The 5,701-nt window shown below is 36.7% G+C and carries 5 protein-coding genes, 1 tRNA gene and 1 pseudogene; all 7 read left to right on the forward strand.

Annotation, left to right across the window (positions count from 1 at the left end):
* Positions 1 to 270 (forward strand): annotated as a pseudogene (locus tag A2003_RS05755) (carbon starvation protein A); the annotation flags it as partial.
* Between the two features lie 2 nt (positions 271 to 272).
* Positions 273 to 575, forward strand: a complete 303-nt coding sequence (locus tag A2003_RS05760; RefSeq protein WP_130576056.1) for a YbdD/YjiX family protein — start codon at positions 273 to 275, stop codon at positions 573 to 575.
* A 79-nt stretch (positions 576 to 654) separates the two neighbouring features.
* A complete protein-coding gene (locus tag A2003_RS05765; RefSeq protein ID WP_042891930.1) occupies positions 655 to 1,614 on the forward strand; it encodes an AAA family ATPase in 960 nt (319 codons plus the stop codon).
* Between the two features lie 13 nt (positions 1,615 to 1,627).
* Positions 1,628 to 2,545, forward strand: a complete 918-nt coding sequence (locus A2003_RS05770; protein WP_286686950.1) for a DUF58 domain-containing protein — start codon at positions 1,628 to 1,630, stop codon at positions 2,543 to 2,545.
* A 2-nt stretch (positions 2,546 to 2,547) separates the two neighbouring features.
* On the forward strand, positions 2,548 to 4,536 hold the full coding sequence (locus tag A2003_RS05775) for a transglutaminase TgpA family protein (protein WP_286686952.1): 1,989 nt from the start codon (positions 2,548 to 2,550) through the stop codon (positions 4,534 to 4,536).
* A gap of 35 nt (positions 4,537 to 4,571) precedes the next feature.
* Positions 4,572 to 4,648: transfer RNA gene (locus A2003_RS05780), tRNA-Val, on the forward strand.
* 206 nt (positions 4,649 to 4,854) lie between these two features.
* On the forward strand, positions 4,855 to 5,701 hold an 847-nt coding region (locus A2003_RS05785; protein ID WP_286686951.1), incomplete at its 3' end, for a tyrosine-type recombinase/integrase.

Below are 5,701 nucleotides of genomic sequence, written 5' to 3' on the forward strand. Positions count from 1 at the left end.
CTTGCTCAAGCGAACCGTTTTTCTGATGCGATTGCACGTGGGGAGATACTCGCTCCGGCGAAAACAGTAGCAGAGATGCAAACAATTGTGATGTCCAATCAAATCAACGCGGTGTTGTGTGGATTCTTTATGATTGTTGCTATCGTAATGGTAATTGCATCTATTGGAGCAATTCGAAAAGCATTAGCAAGTTCAACGCCTACTGTGAATGAGGCACCTGCTGTTTATTCAGATGTACAGATGACTGCGAATAGCGTGAAGGGAGAATAAGTATGGATTTCAAAATTGCGAAAGAAGGTGGTTCCGTAATCGTGAAGATTATTAAATTCACTATTATGTCGCAAAAACACCTGATTTTCTCACCAAGAAATTGGTCTCGTATCGCAATTCTGTGGCAAAACTTGCAAAAAAGTTTCCGTTTAATGGTTGGAGTACCAGATTACGAAAACTATCTCAGACATATGCAACAGCATCATCCAGATTTGACACCGATGGATGCGAAGACTTTTTATCGTCACTGTGTCGATGCGCGTTACCCATCGTCAGGCGGGAATATGAAAAAATGTCCTTGCTAGAAGTCATTTGATTTCTTTGAAAAAAAATCAAAACAGTGTATGTTGATGCATACACTGTTTTGATTTTGGGGATAGAATTATGTGGGGCATGGAAAAAGCTTCTGTTCAAGAAAAAAAAATACAAAATCAGCAACTAGAACAAGATATTAAAAGCTTTAGCCATAAAATAGAAAGTTTCCTTATTCAAGTTAATGAGCTGATCTTAGATAAGCCGCAACAAACTAAACTTGCGCTGACTTGTTTGTTGGCTGGCGGTCATGTGCTATTTGAAGATTTACCAGGCTTGGGTAAAACAACATTAGCCAGTGCTTTAGCTCGTTTGGCGGGACTGCATTTTCAACGAATCCAATTTACCAATGATATGCTGGCGAGTGATGTGATTGGTATCAATATTTTTAATCAAAAAGAACATATTTTTGAATTTAAAAAAGGCCCTGTCTTTACTCAAATTTTACTTGCGGATGAAATTAATCGTTGTAGCCCTAAAACGCAAAGCGCGTTGCTCGAAGCAATGGAAGAAGGGGCGGTTACAGTTGATGGTATTCACTATGAATTACCTCAGCCTTTTTGGGTGCTTGCTACGCAAAACCCACTTTTTCAAAGTGGAACCTATGCTTTGCCTGAGTCTCAACTAGATCGTTTTTTAATGCGTTTGTCTTTGGGCTATCCATCTCGCCAAGCTGAAAAACTTTTACTTCAACAAAGTTCACGTCAGCTTCTTATTCATCAATTGGATTCTGTATTTAATCAAGTGGATATTTTGCATTTACGTGAACTCGCTAAACAAGTTTTTTTAAGTGATGCTGTACTTAACTATATTTTAGATTTGGCCGCTGAAACACGTAAGCAACGTCATGGTTTATCAACACGTGGAGTATTGGCATTAAAAGCTGCATCCCAAGCTTATGCATTAGTAGAAGGGCGAGCTTTTGTAACGACAGACGACGTGCAGATGGTGTTTATATCTGTAGTTTCACATCGTCTCAGTTTGGGTGAAAATGAAGTAAGAAAAATTTTAGAATCGGTAGAGGCATTCTAGTTGAGAGTGGGATATGCAAAAATTATTCAAGCATCCACTACAAAACTGGATTGCAAAACGATTCCAAATTGATGAAAAGAAGCGACTTACACAAAAAGATATTTTGATCTTTCTATGTAGGCAAGGTTTTCTATATCTTGTGCTAATTTTGATTACGTTTATTGCAGGTATTAACTACGCAAATAACTTAATTCTAGGTTTTTGTTTTTTAATTAGTGCAATTTTATGGATTAGTTTTTATCTTACTTTTAAGCAGTTACATCGGCTGGATATAGAGCTTGTCTTTCCTGAGATAGGGCAAGTGGATAACTCATTTACACTAAAAATAATGTTTAAACAAAAAAGTATCTTCACCCGATATTTGAGAATAATTAGTGAAGAGAAAGAACATTTTTTCTGCTTTGAGCATACTCAACAAATTTTTGAGTTGCCATTTTACCCAAATGCTCGAGGACAATACGATTTTTCACCCATAAAAATATATTCTACTTACCCATTCGGTTTAGTGCGTGCATGGACTTATTTATATCCTAAGCATAAAGTGTGGATTGCTCCCAAAGCTCATGATTGGCAAAAAGAACATAAAAGCCAACCTACCAATGCTCAAGACAGCTTAGATGAGTTTAAAGAGCTAAGAGCATTTCAACATGGTGATTCCTATCAAAATGTAGCTTGGAAACAGGTTGCAAGAGGACAAGGATTTTTTATTAAAATGTTCGAAACTCAAGCCAATCATCAATATTTAGAAATAGATTATCAACAAATACCTGCACAAGGACATGAACAAAAACTGAGTTTTATGATGGGTTTAATTGAGCAATGCGAACTATTGGGAGATGACTATGCTGTGATATTGCCTCATGCACGATTAGAAAGTGGACAAGGTCAATCACAGTTAATCAAGGCTAAACTTTTGCTGGCGCAGGCTTGATGATGAATAAACAAATTTACTTCTGTATTTTAGTTGCGCTAGTCTTAATACTAATTGGACAAATCCCGTTTATTCCATTTACTTTGAGTGGTCTATGGGCTGTCGTATTGTTGGTTTTGGTTTGGCGATACGTAAAGAACCAAATCACGGCGTTTTCGAATTGGATCCTTGTTCCATTTACGATAGTTTCTATTGCCTTGATCTTTCTACAATACCGAAGCTTGTTTGGTGTGGAAGCAGGAGTTGCATTTCTTTGTACCTGTTTAATTGCAAAGACAATGGAAGTTAAAAATACTCGAGATCTCTTGGTTGTATTTAACTTCGCATTATTTGTCAGTGCTAGTCTATTATTGCACAGTCAAGCATTCTGGATGGCGCTAGTAGTATTTTCTGCATTTATCATGTGTATGGTTGGGTTATATCGCATTCAAACCGCACTTTTTCAGCAAAAAACAGCATCAAACCAGTTCAGACGTGATTTAAAGCAGATATTTAAATTTGTAGCAGTAGCGACCCCATTTTTTATTTTATTATTTATTTTCTTCCCGCGGTTACCCCCATTGTGGTCAATTCCAATTCAACAAGATAGTGCGACGACAGGGATTAGTGATCGTATGTCACCAGGTGATATTGCGGAGCTGTCGCAATCATCAGCTCTAGCATTTCGTATTGTGGCAAATATGAATCAGTTGCCGAGTCGAAATGATTTATATTGGAGAGCATTGGTATTGGATATGTATGATGGTTCAACGTGGACCAGTCATTATTCAAATCAAAGTTTGAAGCGAGTGAATTACGCTACTCAAAAACAAGTTAAATACCAATATTTATCAGCTGATGAACAATCCAATTGGATCATGGGACTTGAATATTCAGTTCCTCAAGAACGATATTTACAGGTTTATCAGGATGATAGTATTCGCCCATCAAAATTGATAAAGCGAAATCAACCAATACAAATGTTGTGGTTAGGCAGAATATCTGCTCAATCAGAAGTTTTGAGTCCGAAACAAATAGAAATAAATACCCGATTCATTGAAGGATTAGATCCAAAAGCACAGAAACTCGCAGAAACATTATTGAATCAAAGCCAGCATCAACCGAACCAATATATCCGAAGTGTCTTAGCTTGGTATCGCAAAAATGGTTTTGTATACACATTAACTCCCGGAACTTTGGGTGGAAACCGCATAGACCAGTTTTTATTTTCAAGTCGTAAAGGGTTTTGTGAGCACTATGCATCTAGTTTTGTAATGTTAATGCGTTATGCAGGTATTCCTGCCCGTGTGGTAACAGGTTATCAAGGGGGGCAACTAGCACCTGATAATCAGAGTTGGGAAGTAAGACAATTAGATGCACATGCATGGAGTGAAGTTTATCTAAATGGTAAATGGCAAAGAATTGATCCAACAGCGATGATTGCGCCGCAAAGAATTGACACAGGCATGCAAAATTATTTAGCCCAAGACGAAACAATCTGGGGTGATCAGCAATCAGAAGCTTGGCGTTTACAGCAGTTTAAAATGCTAAAAAACATGCGAATTTGGAGTGATTATTTAAGTTATCAGTGGCAGAGTAAAGTCGTTGGATATGATGTAGAAAAGCAAAAGAATTGGTTATCACGTTTAGGATTAAATTCAAGTTATGCCTATGTGATTATTCTAATCGGAGGATTTGGATCAATTCTAATTTTGTATGCAGCTTATTATTGGTGGGTGCAAAGATCCAAACAAACGTCTTACGACCGTGAAATACAAAAGTTTCAGAAAAAGTTGCCCATTCATTTGCGAAAAAGACATTCTGAGACATTTCAGATGTGGATGCATCGTTTATCTGAACAGGCTAATGGTTATCAATCATTTGAACAACTTATTGTGTTATATCAAAAAATTATTTTTAAGGAACAAAAGGACGAAAATAATCTCATGCTCTTTAAGCGTTTGCTTAAAGACTGTGCGATTACACTAAAACAGGTTCAAAAAAACTTGTGAAGCTTATAAAAAATGAATATTATGCTGTTCATTCTAGGTGTATAGCTCAGTTGGTTAGAGCGCTACGTTGACATCGTAGAGGTCAGCAGTTCGAGTCTGCTTATACCTACCAAAATTTTATACTTAATTATCAAGTAGTTAAGTCGCTAAAATTAAGGTAATTTAAGAGTTTTTAATGCTAAATTGGTCAGCTTGATGGTTTAAAATCGTCAAAATCTGCGTCAAAAACACCTTATTATTTCCGTTTTAGCACCAAAACGCCCCCAAGTTTACACTTGGGTTTTGTGTTTGGTGCTGCTACGACACCAAGGTGGATTTATGCAAAAACCAGTGAAGCGCGGCAATGCTTGGCGTATTCAAGTACGCTATAAAAATCTTAGAGACAGTGTCACACGTGATACTGCACGAGAGTGTGAACAATGGGCTGCTATTCGTTTACTTGAAATGAAAGCTGAGTATGATCCTAAAAAAACTCAGATGCAAAAACCATATTTTTCATTCTTTGTCCTTTGTCAGAAATATTATGATGAAGTTGGATATAAGAAAAGAGGTAAATCCTTTATAAAGCAACAAATAAAAAGAGAAACATTTAAAAATTATTTTGGTGAACTTGCTGAAAAGTCAATTTATGAAATTAAACCTATTGACGTAAAAAAATGGCGAGATAAACGTTTAGAGAAAGTCGCACCTGGGACAGTACATCGACAAATGTGTTTATACACATCAGTTTTTAATTACGCCAAAAATGAACTTTTCTTGATTGAAGACAATCCATTCGCACAGGTCACTAAGCCAACTAAGCCTCCCGCCCGTAATCGACTAATAAGTCATAGTGAAATTGAAATCATACTTAAGGCGCTTAATTATAAAATTGGAACAAAGCCACAAACACCAAGACAGTATGTTGCATGGACTTTTCTTTTTGCGATTGAAACTGCTATGAGAAAAGGGGAGATTCTAGGGATTACGTGTAACAATATCTATCCTGACTACATACATTTGCCAATCACAAAAAATGGTGATGCTCGTGATGTTCCCTTATCTAAAGAAGCCCGTGATCTTCTAAACCTTATCCCTTACATGGATAGAGTAAAATTAATTCCACATAATTCAAATTCATTTAGATTAATTTGGCAAAGAGCAATTGGGAAAACAGAATTGAATA

The organism is Acinetobacter sp. GWC1_38_13, assembly GCF_001767535.1.
In the GTDB taxonomy this organism is placed as follows: Bacteria; Pseudomonadota; Gammaproteobacteria; order Pseudomonadales; family Moraxellaceae; genus Acinetobacter; species Acinetobacter junii.